The organism is Anaerolineales bacterium (assembly GCA_016928575.1).
Classification (GTDB): Bacteria; Chloroflexota; Anaerolineae; order Anaerolineales; family RBG-16-64-43; genus JAFGKK01.
Map to the genome: position 1 here is coordinate 1 of JAFGKK010000088.1, position 14,665 is coordinate 14,665.

The 14,665-nt window shown below is 63.6% G+C and carries 10 protein-coding genes; 5 read left to right on the forward strand and 5 right to left on the reverse strand.

Annotation, left to right across the window (positions count from 1 at the left end):
• Window positions 1–598 precede the first annotated feature (598 nt).
• Together JW929_10915 and JW929_10920 are read right to left on the reverse strand one after the other, a co-directional pair.
• Window positions 599–2,740 carry a hypothetical protein gene (locus JW929_10915; GenBank protein ID MBN1439910.1) on the reverse strand — a complete coding sequence of 714 codons (2,142 nt, stop codon included), beginning with the start codon at window positions 2,738–2,740 and terminating at the stop codon, window positions 599–601.
• An 84-nt stretch (window positions 2,741–2,824) separates the two neighbouring features.
• Window positions 2,825–3,586 (reverse strand): response regulator transcription factor, encoded by a 762-nt coding sequence (locus JW929_10920; protein MBN1439911.1) that lies wholly within the window; start codon window positions 3,584–3,586, stop codon window positions 2,825–2,827.
• 263 nt (window positions 3,587–3,849) lie between these two features.
• On the opposite strand from JW929_10920, the gene JW929_10925 reads away from it, so the two are divergent.
• Window positions 3,850–4,572: a hypothetical protein gene (locus JW929_10925; GenBank protein MBN1439912.1), complete on the forward strand. Its 723-nt coding sequence runs from the start codon at window positions 3,850–3,852 to the stop codon at window positions 4,570–4,572.
• Window positions 4,573–4,621: 49 nt separating this feature from the next.
• Here JW929_10925 and JW929_10930 read toward each other — a convergent pair whose 3' ends face one another.
• Genes JW929_10930 through JW929_10940 form a run of 3 tightly spaced genes read right to left on the reverse strand, consistent with a single transcriptional unit; the run spans window position 4,622 to window position 9,668 of the window.
• A complete protein-coding gene (locus JW929_10930; protein ID MBN1439913.1) occupies window positions 4,622–5,671 on the reverse strand; it encodes a hypothetical protein in 1,050 nt (349 codons plus the stop codon).
• The gene (locus JW929_10935; GenBank protein MBN1439914.1) at window positions 5,668–6,897 is read right to left on the reverse strand and encodes a hypothetical protein; all 1,230 of its coding nucleotides are present in this window, start codon (window positions 6,895–6,897) and stop codon (window positions 5,668–5,670) included. Before JW929_10935 ends, JW929_10930 begins: the two co-directional genes overlap by 4 nt.
• The gene (locus JW929_10940; protein ID MBN1439915.1) at window positions 6,894–9,668 is read right to left on the reverse strand and encodes a valine--tRNA ligase; all 2,775 of its coding nucleotides are present in this window, start codon (window positions 9,666–9,668) and stop codon (window positions 6,894–6,896) included. Before JW929_10940 ends, JW929_10935 begins: the two co-directional genes overlap by 4 nt.
• Window positions 9,669–10,201: 533 nt before the next feature.
• On the opposite strand from JW929_10940, the gene JW929_10945 reads away from it, so the two are divergent.
• The 4 genes from JW929_10945 to JW929_10960 all read left to right on the forward strand — a co-directional run bounded on the left by JW929_10945 (window position 10,202) and on the right by JW929_10960 (window position 14,635).
• Complete coding sequence (locus tag JW929_10945; protein ID MBN1439916.1) at window positions 10,202–10,687, forward strand: methylglyoxal synthase; 486 nt, start codon at window positions 10,202–10,204, stop codon at window positions 10,685–10,687.
• Window positions 10,684–11,232 (forward strand): isoprenylcysteine carboxylmethyltransferase family protein, encoded by a 549-nt coding sequence (locus tag JW929_10950; protein MBN1439917.1) that lies wholly within the window; start codon window positions 10,684–10,686, stop codon window positions 11,230–11,232. Before JW929_10945 ends, JW929_10950 begins: the two co-directional genes overlap by 4 nt.
• Before the next feature lie 891 nt (window positions 11,233–12,123).
• Window positions 12,124–13,155 carry a LacI family DNA-binding transcriptional regulator gene (locus tag JW929_10955; GenBank protein MBN1439918.1) on the forward strand — a complete coding sequence of 344 codons (1,032 nt, stop codon included), beginning with the start codon at window positions 12,124–12,126 and terminating at the stop codon, window positions 13,153–13,155.
• Between the two features lie 127 nt (window positions 13,156–13,282).
• On the forward strand, window positions 13,283–14,635 hold the full coding sequence (locus JW929_10960) for an extracellular solute-binding protein (GenBank protein ID MBN1439919.1): 1,353 nt from the start codon (window positions 13,283–13,285) through the stop codon (window positions 14,633–14,635).
• Window positions 14,636–14,665: the final 30 nt, after the last annotated feature.

The following is a 14,665-nucleotide window of genomic DNA, read 5'->3' on the forward strand; positions in this document are numbered from 1 at the left end:
ATAACTCCGAAACGGGCGGCCGGATAACTCCGGAATCACCGGCCGGATAACTCCGAAACGGGCGGCCGGATTAGGCCGGAAAATGCAAAAAGCGGGCGGATTTGCCAAGGTATTCGCAGAAGGATCCCGGGCGCTTTTTTCATATGGATTATCTATTTTGATATTTGCTCAATCTACCTGTTTTGCATCTGCTCAGCCTTCTGGACTTGTTTCCTTCCTCACCTCTATCCCCCGTCCCCTTCCCCCTCTCCTGGCTTATGCCAGGAGAGGGGGAAGGGGTGAGGGGTTGGGGGTGAGGAAGAAAACGAGCAGAATTTCTCTTCGATATGGGATGGGCTGAGCAGTCACAAATTGAAAAATGTCGAAAAACCGTCCAATTATTTCTCCCCTCATACCATCCTCCCGTCACTGTCCCGAGCGCCTCTCCCGAGCACGGCGAGGGATAGCGAGGGAAAGCGACGGGAGGGCGGAGGAGGGGGAAGCTGAGCAAATCCCCTTTCTTATCAGAAAGCCGGATACACGGCATCCGTCCCCCGGCACGGTGGTTCATATCCGCCGCTTTTTGGCGGAGACATCCGAGGGATCCGATTGGGACCGGTTAATGGATCTTTGCCGCACCCGACGCAAGGCTCAGCCGAACGGCCGTCCCGCCACCGGCGCGGGCTTTGACGGACAGGTCGCCGCCGACGACGGCCATCATCGTCCCGTGCAGCGAAAGCCCTTGCCCGGTGGCTTCGGCGGATTGCGGCGCAGCCCGGGTGCCGACGCCGTCGTCCTCGACAACTAATTCCAAGGCTTCGCCGACGGAAAGCCGGATCGTGAGGTGCAGCGGCCGGGAGGCATCGTCCCCGCGCCCGTATTTGGCGGCGTTGCGGACCGCCTCGCGGGCGGCGTAGTACCACACTTCCAGGTACATCGGCGGCAGGGAGCGTGCTGCTTTTTCGGCGGCGGGGTGGATGTCCCACTCGACCGATTCGAACGATTCAGGCAGTTCGTCTTCCAGCAGGCGCCGCAGGGATTCGACGATCCCGCCGGCCGGCTCCTCGATAGGCGGCGCGCTGGGGGTATCCAGGAGCAGTTGCGAGATCCGGCGGTGGATCCCGCTTAACTCGGCCAGGGCTTTCTCCGCAGAAGGATCCCCTGCGGCGCGGCCGCTGAGCGACAGCAGCGCGGCGTGCAGGGCGGGGAGAACTTCGTCGTGCAGGACGCGCCGCGTTTTGCGGTCGAGGATCCGGCTGCCGACCAGCCGCTCGCGTTGGATGGCGAACAGCCGGCGGGTCAGGGCCGCACTGGTTTGGGAATCCAGAAAGCGTTCGCTCGCCGCTTGGGCGATCTCGAAGTCCTCCTGGGCGTAGAGGCCGCCGTCGCGCTTGTCGCCCAGGAGCAGGAAGCCGATCGGGCCGCGCCGGCTCCACAGCGGAAGCGCCCAACGCAGCCGGTCGCTCCGGTCCCCTCCCAGGTTGATCACCGTCAACTTCGAAGTCGCCGTTCCCCCATCGGGCAGCGGATGGGAAAGGGCGAACGGTTCCGGAAACGTGAGCGGCGGACCCCACAGCGGAGCCATCGGGCCGGTCGCCGCGAGCGCCGCCAGCTCACAGCCGAGGTAGCGGCCGCACAGCGCGCGGAACGGTTCGGCCGCGCCGGCTTCCTCCGGCGCGGCGGGGTCGGCGGTCAGCCGATCGTACAGCCGAGGACCGGTGACGAAAGGCCGCAGGATCTCCAAAAAAGATTCGCGCGCGGTGTAGGAACGCCGACCGAGCATGGCGTAGAACACGGTCATGATGACCGTTGCGAGCAGGAGGATGTAGATCGGGGTCACCTTGCCGGCCAGACTCCAGCCCACCACCAGGCCGAAGCCGGCCGCCAGAATGACGGCGTTCCGCCAGTAGCGGGCCAATCCGCGCCGCGGCAAGGCGCGGCCGGTGAAGACCTCGTAGGCCACCACCGCCTGTCCGAGAAGCAGGGTCGCCAGGCCGATCAGGACTGAGACCGCCAGATCGAGGATTCCCAGCACGGCCAGGAATTGGCCGGCGCCCGAAGTGTTCGCGTTCAAGAGGACCCACCATTCGGCGACTCCCACCAGCAGGCATACCGCGAGGAAAACGATCGAGGCGGCCGCAAACCAGGGCCGGGCGCGCAGGCGCGCGGCCGGCCCCATCAGGCGCGCGGTGGGGCCGGGCCGGCGGAGGGCGTCGCAGGCCAGGGCGATGTAGAGGACGATGAACGGCGGATACGCCAGCATCACTCCGGGGAAACCGGCATTCGCCGGCGCGGGATCCAACTCGTAGCGGGAAACCTCGCCGACCGCCGGGAAGGTGTTGGCGGCGAGGGCGAGAAAGATCCAAGCCAGCACGGAAGCCGTGCAAAAGAGAAACCACGGCCGGTGCCTCGCGGCCAGATCCTCCGCTCCCGCCTCCCAGAATCCGGCATACCACAGCATCGCCGCATACCAGGAAAAGGGCAGGACCACGACCGTGATCCATCCAGCCCGCCACCAATTCTGCAGCGCGGGAAGAATTTTAGAAAGGCTGAAACCGAGCAGGATGGTGTGGAATAGGAAGAAGGTTCCCCCGAGGCAGAGGCCGGCGGCGGCGATCCAGAAGCCCCAGGCGCCGCTCCGGCTGGCGGGAGAACGGTGCCCGGCGTTGAACAGGACCGTCAGCCCGAGCCACAGCATCAGGATGGCGTTGAACAGGGATATGGAGAACAGCGATCCGTCGAGGAGGAAGGAGCCGGTCATCTTCTTACCCTTTGCCTCGCTTCCGGCGTCCGCCGGGAAAAGGAGGCGGGCGATGAGGGGCGGCGAAGGGACCGATCCCTCCCATCATTCCCCATCGATGACGTCCCTCCGGTTCCCCTTGGTATCCCACTCATACAGCCGTCCGGCCTGGACGATCAGCGCCGCCCGCGTGCGGGCGACCTTTTCGTCGGTCGCGTCGGTAGCCAGCCCCCAGGCGGCGTAGATTTGCCCGTTGGTGCGGCTGATCGTGCGCTTGTCGCGGAAACCCATCCGCGCCGCGATCTGCTCGTTGGTCAGGCCCTGCGCCAGCATCCGCGCCACCGCCTGTTCGTTCGGCTCGAGCAGGGCCAGCGGATCGTTTTCATCTTTGCGGCGCACTTCCTGGACCCGGGCTTCGATCTCCGGGTCGATGAAGCTTTTTCCGGCGGCCGCGTCGCGCAGCAGCGGCAGGATCATCGCCGGAAGGAGGTAATTGGATTTGCGGACGTAGGCGTAGTGGCTGAGGATTCCCGAGCGGCGGAAATCGCGGTAGTAGGCGTCGTCGTCCTGGATCGAGTAGAACACCACCGGCATCCGGGGGAATTCGCGGCGGACGGCGGCCGCGGCCTGGATCCCGTTCATCCTTCCTGCCAGCTGGACGTCCAGCAGAAGGATGTCCGGAAAACGCTCCGCCTCCCTCGGGCCGGCCGCGTGCTTTTCACCGGAATCGATCAGGAACTCCAGCGCCGCTTCGCCGCTCGCGCAGGCGTACACGGTGCGCGCCTCCCCGGTCGCTTCCAGCCCGGTTTGAAGCGCCTCGCGTAGTTTGGCATTATCTTCGACGAGCAGTACCGAGAGAGGATTCATGGTTTTTCGGTCACGTCCTGCCTGCCTTGCCACTCGCCGTGCTCGTCATATTCCGCTCCTCCCTTCCCGTTTGGCGGGAAGGGAGGAGCGGAGGGGGGCGGGATGGGATCGCGTCCCGAAACAATACAGCATTCACGGCGCACCGTCAAACACCCGGGTGCCCGGCGGGAAGGTTCCGAAGCGTCGCAATTAAGAACCAACCGGTGAAAATGGATGGTACCGGGCGGAGCGATTCCGCGCGGAATTTCGAATCCGGAGAGGATATGGCGGTGAAATCCCGATTGTTGTCTGTGACGGTTTTTTCCGTGGCGATGGCCTGGGTCGAAGCGGCTGTCGTCTTGTATCTGCGGGTCCTCGTCGACCGCCTGCAACCCTACCAGGCGGATCCGTTGCCGCACTTCGGCGGCTTGGGCGGCGCGGAAATCGTCCGCGAGGCGGCGACTCTGGCGATGCTGCTTGCGGCCGGCTGGCTGGCAGGAACGAGCGTGCGGTCCCGGCTGGCCTACAGCGCCTTCGCCTTCGGCGTGTGGGATATCTTTTACTACGTGTTCCTTATCCCGCTCACCGGCTGGCCCGCAACTTTCCTGGATTGGGACATCCTGTTTCTCATCCCGCTTCCTTGGTGGGGGCCGGTGATCGCTCCGGTGGGCGTTTCGGCGCTGTTGATCGCCGGTGGAATGCTCACGATCCTGATCGAGCGCTCCGGCCGTCCGGCGTGTTTTGCAGGATGGGCTTGGCTGCCTGCGTTGACCGGGATCGGTCTGATCTTGTATGCCTTCATGGCGGATGCCATCGGCGCATTGATCCGGGGAACCGGATCGGCGTGGAATATCCTGCCGGACCAATTTCCATGGGGGCTGTTCCTTTGCGGGTTCCTGTTGATGGCTGTTCCGGTCGCGGGGCTGGCCTGGCGGTTTATCGTCATCCTGCGGATCTCCCAACCACAGGGGATTGGGGGAACCCTTGGCCACCCTTGGGAACCCTAAGGGTTGGGAGGAGCGGTAACGAAGGCGGGGAGGAAAGGATAGGCGGGCTTTACGTCTTCATCACCGTCAATTTCTGGATCGTCGCTTCGCCGCCGCGGCGCGACTCGCGCCAGGGATGGGGGATGCGGGAATCGAACATCTTCAAGATCCAGCGCTGGCGCATGAAGGCGTTCTCGCGCGAAAAAAGGTCGCGGTCGCCTTCCACGAAGGAATACTCCGCCAACCGGGTGGTACTGTTGCCGGTCCAATTTTCCGCCCGGTTGCTTGAATAAAAAAGCGCGGGCGGACGCAGCAGGCGCCGGAAGAGGGAGAAATGCTCTCGGATCGCGGCGAGTTCCATTTCCTGCATCGTCTCGTTGTTCACCGCCAGGTGGATCGAGGCGGACGGCAGCCGCCGCGCGGCTTCCGGCGGGATCAGGAGGAAATCGCTCTCCGGCCAGGATTCCGACTCCCGCTCGAATCCGTCCAGAAAGAGAAACCGGCATTCCGGAAGGACGGTGGTCAGGAAGATGGAAATGAAGCCGAGGGCCTCCGGCCGGCCGACCAATACGATGGTGGAGTGGGGCAGAAAGAGTTTTGCCGCCAGCGCGAACAACCCGGCGCCGGGGCCGGCCTCCATAATGTTCAACCGCCGCGCGCCGGAGCGCATCTCCGCCGGCAGGTGCGGCGCGATGCAGGCAAGGTGGTACTGGGCGCTTAAAAAATCATAGGCGGTCCGGCGCCGACCGAAGCAATACCCAAAGCGCGAGTACCCTTTCCGCCCGCGTGGAATGGAGAAAGAGAGGGCTTTCAACTCCGCCGGAGACGCCCGGCGCCGCCAACCGGAAAACCCCAGCCACAGCAGGCGGTCGGCGGTGTTCAGCCACTCGAGCGCGGATCGGGAATGCCCGGGGAAATGAAAAGCGCTTTCCCCGCGGATGCGCACGACCCCCCGGCAGCGGTCGAGAACCTCGACTCCCGCCAGCGAGCGGTGCAGCTTCCAGTAGTCGCCGATCGACCGGCCGTCCGTTCCGAACCCGGCGGCGGCGCGGGCAAAGGAGTTTTCGATGCCCGCGAGGTATTCAGGATTGGCGCGCAGGATCAAATCGGGGCGGGTCACGGCCGGGATCCGCAAGCGGCGGATCCCGCCATCCGCGCCGCCAGGTCCGCGACGGCCTGCGCCGCGCGGCCGGGATTGGCCAGAAAGCAGGATACCGCCCGGGCCCCGCGCGCTCCGCGCTGCGGATCGCCGCGCACGACGCGGACGAAGGCAACCAACTCCTGAGCCGACCGGATCCGCTCGGCCACCCCGCGGCCGGCCAGGTCCCAATCATCGAGCGGTTTGGAGAGTTCAAGGATCCCCAGCGGAACCGAGAGCAGCGCGGCTTCGATGCCGGCGGTCGTGCTAAACATGAGCGCCGCCTGCGATCCCTGCAGGAGCGGATACAGCGGCCGCTCGACGATGCGGGCCCAGCTTCCGGCCTTATGTTCCTCCAGCAGGGCCTGCAACGGAGCCGGATCCTCGCTGCGGTGGAGTTTGAAGGCCATCCGCAGATTCCTCCACTCCGCATCCGCGCGCAAGGCCGCCGCCCAGGCGAGGAGTCTCCCGAGCGCGGCCTGCTTTTCCGCACGCGAGACGATCTGCATCCGCTCGATCGGACTGCTTAGAAAGATGAGGAGAAAATCGTCGGGGGCGAGGCGCAGATCCGCGCGGATGCGCCGCGCGTCGGCGGAAAAATCGGCGCCCGCCAGCCGGTCGAAGCGCGGATTGCCGGTGACGAAAATCTGCTTCTGCGGAACGCCGACTCTGCGGAAGTAAGCGCGCGAAGTATCCCCCCACGCGGCGACGGCGTCGCACCCACCTTGACCGTACCGGCGTAGTCCTTCTTCGATTCCCCGGAAAATTTTCCGCCGCCAACGGGCGAAAAGTTTGGCTGGGGGCGGCCGCTGGAAAAGATCCTTGCGCAGGCTTTCCTGGATCAGCAGGGTGGGAATGGCCATGCGGCGTGCCGTCTTGAGGTACACGTTGGACGGAAAATTGCGGTCGTTGAGCAGCGCCACCAGTGCGGGTCGGATGCGGTCCACCTCGGCCGGGATCCGCCGGAGGAACGGCGCCGCGGCCGCTTCCCATTCCGGCTGGCCGGCCGGCAGCGGCGAATCGGCCATGCGCACGTGGGGGATGCCCTCGCGCTCCAGCGTTTCCGTGTCGCTCGCGGTGCGCAGAAGTTCGCAGTCCGAATAGACGATCGATGAAACGCCGCGCGCAGTGAGCAGGCGGATCACCGGCAGGATGATCTGCTGGTGGGAATCCGCGGCTGTGATTTCAAAGAGGATCGGACCGGTCATTCCGCCAGCGCCTTAAGCTGCTCCTCGAGTTTAGCACGGGTTTCCTTGAGCGCGGCCAGGCGGGCGCGTTCCTTTTCCACCACCGCGGCCGGCGCGCGCCGGCCGAAATCGGAAGCCAGCAGCCCTTCCACGCGCGCGATCTGCCCTTGAGCCTGTTCGGATTCCTTCTTCAGCCGCGTTCGTTCGGCGTCCGGATCGGCCATCTCCGCCAAGGGGATCAGGATCCGCACCGGACCGACGACCAGCGGGACCATGGTCTTCGAATCCTCCGGGGAGGCCGCGGCGAACGTCAACCCCTTCGGCTCCAGACGCGCCAGCAGGCACAATCCCGCCGCGGATTCCTCCAAGGTGCGCCGGTGGCGGTCGGTGATGACCACGGCGGAGGTCTTCTTCGCCAGCGGGACCTTCTTTTCGGCGCGCAGGTTGCGGATCGCGCGGACGACTTCCATGAAGATCGAAAAATCCTCGAGCGCCTGCGCGTCGACCGCATCCGCCGCCTGGGGCCAGCGGGCGACGATCAGCGCATTGGGCCATCCCCCCGGGGGATCGAAATCCTCGCCCGCCGCGCGGCAGGCTTCCTTAAGGCGGCCCCACAGCGCCTCGGTGACGAACGGGGTGAAGGGGTGCAGCATCCGCAGGCAGGAATCGAAAACGCGAGCCAAGATTTGCAGGGTGGACCGGACGCGTTCCGGGCTTTCGGCGGTCTGCAGTTTGGAAAGCTCGATGTACCAATCGGCGAACTCGTTCCAAAAGAAGTCGTACACGGTGCGCCCGGCCTCGCCGTACTGGAAGGCGTCCATCAGGCGGGTGACGGTTTCGACCGTCTGCGAAAGGCGTGAGAGGATCCAGCGGTCGGCGAGGGTGTCGGGCGCCTTGCCGCACGGCCCGGTGAGCTTCTCGAACGCGCCGAGCGTGTAGCGGCCGGCGTTCCACAGTTTGTTGGCGAAGTTGCGGTTGGCTTCGACCCGCTCGATCGAGAGGTTGAGGTCGTTGCCCGGCGTGCCCGAGGTGATCAGGGTGAAGCGCAGGGCGTCGGTGCCCATCCCCGGAATGCCCTGCGGAAATTTTTCGGCGATCTCCGCGCTCGTGCCGGCCGCGCGGATCTGCTCGGCGGTCGCGCCGTCCATCACCCAGCGCGGGTCCATCACGTTGCCGATCGACTTCGACATCTTGCGCCCCTGCTCGTCGCGCACCAGCCCGTGCAGGTAGACGGTGCGGAAGGGAACCTCGCCGGTGAACTCGAGCGCGAACATGATCATCCGCGCCACCCAGAAGAAAAGGATGTCGTACCCGGTTTCCATCACCGAGGTGGGGTAGAAGTATTCCAGGTCGGGCGTCTTGTCCGGCCAGCCGAGGGTGGAGAACGGCCACAGCCCGGAGGAGAACCAGGTGTCGAGCACGTCCTCGTCCTGTTTCAGCTCGCGCTTGCCGCACACGGCGCAGGCGGTCGGATCTTCGCGCGTCACCGTCTGGTGGCCGTCGGCGCAATACCAGACCGGGATGCGGTGCCCCCACCACAGCTGGCGCGAAATGCACCAATCCTGGATGTTCTCCAGCCAGTTGAAGTAGACCTTCTCGAACCGTTCGGGGATGATCTTGATCCGCCCGTCGCGCACCGCGGCCAGGGCGGCTTCGGCCAGCGGTTTGATCCGGATGAACCACTGGGTGGAGATCATCGGCTCGACGATCTCCCCGCCGCGCTGGGAGCGCGGGACCCGAAGCGTGTACGGCTCCTCCTTGATCACGAGGCCTTGCGCGCGCATATCCGCCCAGATCTTCTTGCGGCAGTCGAAGCGGTCCATTCCGGCGTAGGGACCGCCGTTCTGGTTGAGGCGCGCTGTCTGGTCGAAGATCGAGATCAGCGCCAGGTTGTGCTTGCGGCCGACCTCGTAGTCGACCGGGTCGTGCCCGGGGGTGATCTTGAGCGCGCCGGTCCCGAACTCGCGGTCCACCGCCTCGTCGGCGATCACCGGAATCTCGCGTCCGAGGACCGGGACGAGCGCGGTGCGGCCGACGAACTTGGCGTAGCGCGGATCTTCGGGGTGCACCGCGACGGCGGTGTCGCCGAGAATCGTTTCGGGGCGGGTGGTGGCCACGGGGATGTAAGGGCGACCGACTGGGTCGCCCTTACCCGGTTCGTCCTTGATCATATATTTAAAGTAATACAGCGTCCCCGGCTCGTCGGAGTATTCCACCTCGAGATCGGAGACCGCGGTGCGCAAGCCCGGCGACCAGTTGACCAGCCGCGGCCCGCGGTAGAGCAGGCCCTTCTCGTGCAGGCGGACGAAGGCTTCGCGCACCGCGCGCGCCAGCCCCTCGTCGAGCGTGAAACGCTCGCGGGTCCAATCGCACGAGGCGCCCAAACGCCTCAGCTGGTCGTAGATGATCCCGCCGTATTTCCGCTTCCACTCCCAGGTCCGGGCTACGAACTTCTCGCGGCCCAGCTCCTCGCGGGTCACCTCGTCTTCGCGCAGGAGCATCTTCTCCACCTGCAGCTGGGTGGCGATGCCGGCGTGGTCCGATCCGGGAACCCACAGAGTTGGCTCCCCGAGCATGCGGTGGTAGCGGATCATCAGGTCTTCGATCGAGACGAACATCGCGTGTCCGAGGTGCAGCTCGCCGGTGACGTTCGGGGGCGGGATCGAGATCACGAACGGTTTGCGGGCGGGATCGACCGCCGGCCGGAAGCAGCCGCTCTTTTCCCACCAATCGTAGAGCTTGCGTTCGACGGCGTGGAAGTCGTAGGTTTTGGGAAGGTCGATTTTCGGCATGATGCTCCTTTTTCCATTCCTTTTTCCTCCCCCGTGTGCGGCTTCATCATACACGGGGGAGGGCAGGGGAGGGGGAAAATAAAAAAAGCCCTCCGCCGTTGAGGGCGAAGGGCCTGTCCTTGCGTCCGCCCTCGGCGCCTGCCCCCGGAACGGGGGTGATCTGCGCCGGGGAAAGCGGGGGCTTGGCCTCCGTGGTGCCACCTCGGTTCGCCTCCGCCGAAGCGGGGGCGCGCTTATCGCGGTAACGGTGCGTGCCGCGCCGGTCTATTCTCCCCGCAGGGGGGATTTCTTCGGCGGAACGCCGCGCGACGTTCGGCGGGATGGGGAAGCGGGGGCTTTCAACCTGCGGCCGCACCTTCTCTGGCATCCCGGGCCCGCTTACTCTTCGCGGCGGTTGCAACCGCGCGGGATTATAAAGGCGATCTCCGGCCGCGTCAATTACCGGTACCGCAGGGAGGGTTGATCGGCAGTAAAAAAACAAAATGGGTCGGCTTGCCATGCAATATAATGAAACCTGCGAACGGGAGGCGGCCATGAACTTTGGAAAAAGAAGAATCCCCATGGAACACGACAAACATATCGCGCTGGTCGCCCACGACAACAAGAAGCGCGATCTGGTGGAATGGGCGAAGTACAACCGCATCCTGCTGGCCCACCATAAGATCTACGCCACCGGGACGACCGGGGCGATCCTGGAGCGCGAATTGGGCTTTCCGATCCACAGGCTGCAAAGCGGGCCGCTGGGCGGCGATCAGCAGATCGGGGCGAAGATCGTCGACGGCGAAATTGATTTCATGATCTTCTTCTGGGATCCGCTCGAACCGGTCCCGCACGATCCGGACGTCAAAGCCCTGCTGCGCATGACGGTGCTGTGGAACATCCCCATCGCCTGCAACCGGGCGTCGGCCGACTTCATGATTTCCTCGCCGCTGATGGACGGGGAATACGAAAGGCTGGTGCCGGACTACGACGAGCACCGGAATCGTGAAATCCCGGGCGGCGAATCCGGATCCCGATGACCACCGCTATGTTGGTTTCTTCGATCGCCGCCGAACTGCTCGCCGCGGTAGCCGTCGCGGTCAGCCTGCTTTACCCCCGCCGCCGGATCTGGCCGCCGGACGCCGGCTCGTCCTGGAAAAAAGCTTGGATGGGCTTTCTCTTCCTCTACGCGTCGGCCGGGATCGGGATGCTGGGGCTCCTTGATTCCGGCAGTTTGGACCTCCCGCTGATATGGCGGTTGATCGCTGGAATTCCGCTTCTGTCGGGAGGATTGTCGCTGTTCCTGTGGGCCGCGGGCATCCTCGGAATCCGGAGGACGTTCGGTGCGAGCGGACTGTTGGCGACCGCGGGGCCGTTCCGCTTTTCGCGAAATCCGCAATATATCGGATGCATGGCCATGCTGGCCGGTTGGACGATCCTCAGCGCGTCGCAAGCCGCTGGCCTCGCGGCGGGCTTTGGTTTCCTTCCGCTGTTGATGGTTCCCTGGGCGGAAGAATCCTGGATGAAGGCGCGTTTCGGCCGGCCGTATGAGGATTATTTGCGGCGGGTGCGGCGCTTCCTGTAACTGTGGCCTGAAAGAGGTTTTGCATATCGACTGTCCGTTTGCCCCCCGCGCACAACTTTACTGTCCTGGGCAGACTCCGGAAGCGAAGATCATTTTTTCAGGGGGTTGAAAGAGTCCCAACTTGGTGCAATTGCGAGCATGTCCTCGCGCCCGCCCTTGGCATGCGCTATGCCGGGGAAGCGAGGGCCGGGGCGGGAATCGAAAGGAGAGCCCATGCCTTTGTCAGAACCCAGAAAAGACTGATTTGGGAACGCTCCCAATATTTAATAATTCTTGTTTTATCTCTCCTTATCTCGATGCAAGAATTTTGATAACGGGCGGAAACAACTTTTCATTTGCCTCTCATCCTATCTTATCGTCACCATCCTGCGCGGAGCGCGGGATAGGCGTTCCGGGATAAATTCTCCCAACCAATTTCTAGAGATTAATCGCTGGGGATAATTGCATATTCCTTCCCGCTGTCATGGGGCTGGGAAAAGGATGAGATCAGGGGCAAAGAAAATACGGCGGCTTTTTGGGTGGTTTTCTATTGCTTGCACCAGGCTATGCGGAGGTGATGTTTATATTAATGAAGAGAACTCGAAAAATATGGCGGAAGGCATCGAAGGCAGGGAGGACGCCGGAGGCGCATTCGCAGTTTTTTTTCATCGAAATAACCAACAGCACGCAAAACGGTACTTGACTCCGATTTTGGATGATGCTATGATTTTTCGTGTAAACGCTTCCAAAAAACGCCGATCCGCATTGTACTTTTTTTTGAAATATTTGGAGAAAAAAGGGATCGTCTTGGGAAAGACGGGAAATTTCAGTTTTCTCCATAACTGCAGCCGAAAGATGGAAGACGGTATCCGGCGGCGGAATTCAGGGATCTTGTAAGCGTTTACAAGAATAATGTCGAAAACCAGACCGGATAAAGTCACCATAGTCGATGTGGCCGCGAAGGCGGGCGTTTCCTTCGGCACGGTATCCCGCGTCATCAACAACGACATCCACGTTCGTCCGGAAACCCGCGAGCGGGTGCAGAACGTGATGCAGAAGCTCGGATACACGGCCAACCGCCAAGCCCGCAGCCTCGCCGGCGGGAGGTCCAACATCGTCGGCCTGCTTGTGCCCGATCTGGGCACCGGCTACATCGGGGAAATCATCCGCGGCATCGACGCCGAACTCAGCTTGACCAATCTGGACCTGATCCTCTACACCACCCACCGCACCGCGAGCAAAGAATCCAACTACGTCGCCAACCTGGCCAAGGGCATGGTGGACGGCCTGTTGTTGGTCCTGCCCCGCAGCCCATCCGACTACATCGGAACCCTCTCCAGCCGGATGGTGCCCTTCGTGCTGATCGACCATCAGGGCATCGGGCGGGATTGCCCGATGGTAGGAGCCACCAACTGGCAGGGCGCCTTCAACGCCACGGAATACCTCATCAAGCTCGGGCACACGCGGATCGGTTTCATCACCGGGTCGATGGACCTCGGGTGCGCCGGCGACCGGCTGGAGGGCTACCGCTCGGCGCTGCGCACCTACCATCTGCCCGACAACAGCGACCTGGTCTACGAAGGGACTTTTTTTCAAACCGACGGATACGCGGGCGCATGCGCGCTGCTCGAGCTGGCCGATCCGCCGACCGCGATCTTCGCCTCGAACGACGTGATGGCGATGGGGGCGATGGACGCCGTCCGCAACCGCGGTCTGCGGGTTCCGCACGACGTATCCGTCGTCGGCTTCGACGACATTCCGCAGGCGTCGGTCGTCCGCCCCGCGCTGACGACCGTCAGCCAGCCTCTGGAGAAGATGGGCCGGGTGGCCACCCAGATGCTGCTGGACCTGTTCCGCAAAGAGGAGAAAGCGGATAACCGCATCGAGCTTCCCACCGAGCTGGTGATCCGCGAATCCTGTCAACCGCGGCGCGCGAATGTGTAATTCGTATTACAATGCAGTCCGGTTGACCATCCCCAAGCAGGAAAGGAGGTGAGGCCTCACACCAAAGCGATTTTCCGGTACGATGGAAAGGTTATCCGTTCCTAACAACAAAGAAGGAGAAAATTCAATGCCCCGCAAAATGCTAGTGCTGACCGGCCTCGTGCTGGTCACCGTGCTACTGCTCTCGGCTTGCGGAACCGCCACGACGGTCGCGCCGAAGCCGACGGACAAACCCGTCGCCGGCGAGACAGCGGCTCCGGAACCGACGGTTGAAGTGGCCGAACCCGTCACCATCACCTGGTGGCACATTTCGACCGCCGAAGAGCACAAGAACCTGTGGCAGTCGATGGCCGACGAGTACGTGGGAATGCATCCGAACGTCACCATCGAGATCCAGGTGCTTGAGAACGAAGCCTTCAAGTCCAAGCTGACCACCGTCATGCAGTCCGGCGAACCTCCGGACATCTTCCAGAGCTGGGGCGGCGGCGTGATGAACGAATACGCCAATGCCGGCCTGCTCCGCGACATCAATGCGGAACTGGATGCGGACGGCGGCGCGTGGCGCAACACCTTCGGCGAAGGCGCCCTGGGCGTCTACGCCTACAAGGGCGTGAACTACGGCGTTCCGTGGGACATGGGCATGATCGGTTGGTGGTACAACAAAGCCCTCTTCGCGGACGCCGGAATTTCTGCTCCGCCCACGACCTGGTCCGAGTTCCATGCGGACGTCGATAAGCTCCAGGCGGCCGGCATCGTCCCGATCGCCGTGGGCATGGGCGACAAATGGCCGGGCATGCACATGTGGGCCTATCTCGTCACCCGCGTCGGCGGCAAGGCCAACTTCGAAGGCGCGCTGCTGCGCACCGGTTCCTTCACCGACGCCCCGTTCGTCAAGGCCGGCGAGCTGCTCCAAGAGCTGGTCGCCAAGAATCCGTTCCAGGATGGTTTCCTGGCCGCGACCTACGGCGATGAAGCCACCGCGATGGGCAACGGCAAGGCCGCGATGGAACTGATGGGCCAGTGGGCTCCGGCGGTGCAGAAGGACAACAGCCTCGATAAAGAGGGCATCGGGGACAACCTCGGTTGGTTCCCCTTCCCGATGGTCGAGGGCGGCGCCGGTGATCCGAACGACGCGGTCGGCGGCGGCAACGGTTTCGCCATCGGCAAGAACGCCCCGGACGCGGCGGTTGACTTCGTCAAGTTCCTGACCAGCGCCGAAAACCAGGTGAAGCTGGCGGCGATCAATGTCGCCATCCCGGTGGTCAAGGGCGGCGAAGCCGGCATGACCGATCCGCTTTTGATCCAGCTCCAGCAGGAGCTCGCCAAGGCCAAGTACTTCCAGTTGTACTACGACCAGGCGCTGCCTCCGGCGACGGGTTCCGTGGTCAACGACAGCGTGCAGGCTCTGTTCGCCGGCTCTATGACGCCGGAAGAAGCCGCGCAGGCGATCGAAGATTCCGCGAAACAAGAGTTGGGTTAAGGTTTTCCCTGTAAGGGGGTGCGGGGACCG